The following is a 2,488-nucleotide window of genomic DNA, read 5'->3' as shown; positions in this document are numbered from 1 at the left end:
GCAGCAGCGAGTTGAAGATGTCCGGGTGGGCCTTCTCGACCTCGTCGAAGAGGACGACGGAGAACGGCTTGCGGCGCACCTTCTCGGTCAGCTGGCCGCCCTCCTCGTAGCCCACGTATCCGGGGGGCGAACCGAAGAGACGCGACACCGTGTGCTTCTCGCTGAACTCCGACATGTCGAGGGAGATCAGCGCGTCCTCGTCACCGAAGAGGAACTCGGCGAGCGCCTTGGACAGCTCGGTCTTACCGACACCGGACGGGCCGGCGAAGATGAACGAACCACCCGGACGCTTCGGGTCCTTCAGACCCGCGCGCGTACGGCGGATCGCCTTCGACAGCGCCTTGACGGCGTCGACCTGGCCGATGACCCGCTTGTGCAGCTCGTCCTCCATGCGGAGCAGACGGCTGGACTCCTCCTCGGTCAGCTTGAAGACCGGGATGCCGGTGGCCGTGGCGAGGACCTCGGCGATCAGCTCGCCGTCGACCTCGGCGACGACGTCCATGTCGCCGGCCTTCCACTCCTTCTCCCGCTTGGCCTTGGCGGCCAGGAGCTGCTTCTCCTTGTCACGCAGGGAGGCGGCCTTCTCGAAGTCCTGCGAGTCGATCGCGGACTCCTTGTCCCGGCGGACACCGGCGATCTTCTCGTCGAACTCGCGCAGGTCCGGCGGAGCGGTCATCCGGCGGATGCGCATCCGGGAACCGGCCTCGTCGATCAGGTCGATCGCCTTGTCCGGCAGGAACCGGTCCGAGATGTACCGGTCGGCCAGGGTGGCCGCCTGGACCAGGGCCTCGTCCGTGATGGAGACGCGGTGGTGCGCCTCGTACCGGTCGCGCAGGCCCTTGAGGATCTCGATGGTGTGCGGCAGGGACGGCTCGGCGACCTGGATGGGCTGGAAGCGGCGCTCGAGGGCCGCGTCCTTCTCCAGGTGCTTGCGGTACTCGTCCAGCGTGGTCGCACCGATGGTCTGCAGCTCACCGCGGGCCAGCATGGGCTTCAGGATGGAGGCCGCGTCGATGGCGCCCTCGGCGGCACCCGCACCGACCAGCGTGTGCAGCTCGTCGATGAACAGGATGATGTCGCCGCGGGTGCGGATCTCCTTGAGCACCTTCTTCAGGCGCTCCTCGAAGTCACCGCGGTAGCGGGAGCCGGCGACCAGGGCGCCGAGGTCCAGCGTGTAGAGGTGCTTGTCCTTGAGGGTCTCGGGCACCTCGCCCTTGACGATGGCCTGGGCGAGGCCCTCGACGACGGCGGTCTTGCCGACGCCGGGCTCACCGATCAGCACCGGGTTGTTCTTCGTACGGCGGGACAGCACCTGCATGACCCGCTCGATCTCCTTCTCGCGCCCGATCACCGGGTCGAGCTTGGACTCACGAGCGGCCTGGGTGAGGTTCCGGCCGAACTGGTCCAGGACGAGGGAGGTCGAAGGCGTGCCCTCGGCCGGGCCGCCCGCGGTGGCGGTCTCCTTGCCCTGGTAACCGGAGAGCAGCTGGATCACCTGCTGCCGCACCCGGTTGAGGTCGGCACCCAGCTTGACCAGGACCTGGGCGGCGACGCCCTCGCCCTCGCGGATCAGGCCGAGCAGGATGTGTTCCGTGCCGATGTAGTTGTGGCCCAGCTGAAGGGCCTCGCGGAGCGACAGCTCCAGGACCTTCTTGGCACGGGGGGTGAAGGGGATGTGACCGGACGGGGCCTGCTGGCCCTGGCCGATGATCTCCTCCACCTGCTGGCGGACCGCCTCAAGCGAAATGCCGAGGCTCTCCAGGGCCTTAGCGGCGACACCTTCGCCCTCGTGGATGAGACCCAGGAGGATGTGCTCGGTGCCGATGTAGTTGTGGTTGAGCATCCGGGCTTCTTCCTGAGCCAGGACGACAACCCGCCGCGCGCGGTCGGTGAACCTCTCGAACATCGTTAATCGCTCCTCAGAGCGGTCAGGCAGTGGGGGGAACTTCCCCTCCCTGTCCTTCCGCAGCTTAGTCCCGCAAGCGGGGACCGCTCATTCCAACTGCCGACACCGTCGATGGCCTCCTGACCGTGTGCGCCGACATCTGTCCCAACCCGATGGTGCGAGACGATGTTCCCGCAGGCCAGGCAGTTACCCCAGTCGCCAGTACGCCGATGGCGAACGTGAGACGCCCCGTCCTGCGTGTCGCCCCCTCCCACTAGGCATGTCTTACCCGCAGGGACTGACACTCCATGCGGCGCGCCCCGGTTCCCTCCGCTATGGGCGAACAACCCCGCGCCTCCCCGGCCCTCCGTGCACCCCGTTCTCCTGCACTCTGCGCAGCCGCAGGGAAACCCAGCGTAACCCGAAGGGTGGTTCCGCGTTGCACTTGGCATGGTCGGCTCGGTGCCCATGTACTCCACGGTCCCCCTTCCTCGCCGGTCCCTCGACCCGGGGGCACCGGTCACCGGCGTTCCCCGCGCCGACCCGGACGCCCGGGCCCGGCACTGGTACGAGAACGAACTGGGGTGGCCGACGGTGCCCGGG

General features: G+C 68.0%; 1 protein-coding gene. It reads right to left on the bottom strand.

From position 1 onward, the window contains the following. Nucleotides 1–1,906, bottom strand: a 1,906-nt coding sequence (locus tag IE312_RS15850; protein WP_229899839.1) for an ATP-dependent Clp protease ATP-binding subunit, incomplete at its 3' end; no start/stop codon positions are given. Between the last annotated feature and the right edge of the window lie 582 nt (nucleotides 1,907–2,488).

The organism is Streptomyces capoamus (genome assembly GCF_014654935.1).
Taxonomy (GTDB): Bacteria; Actinomycetota; Actinomycetes; order Streptomycetales; family Streptomycetaceae; genus Streptomyces; species Streptomyces capoamus.
The sequence above is the reverse complement of the archived record's forward strand: the minus strand, read 5'-3'. Positions and strand labels throughout refer to the sequence as shown.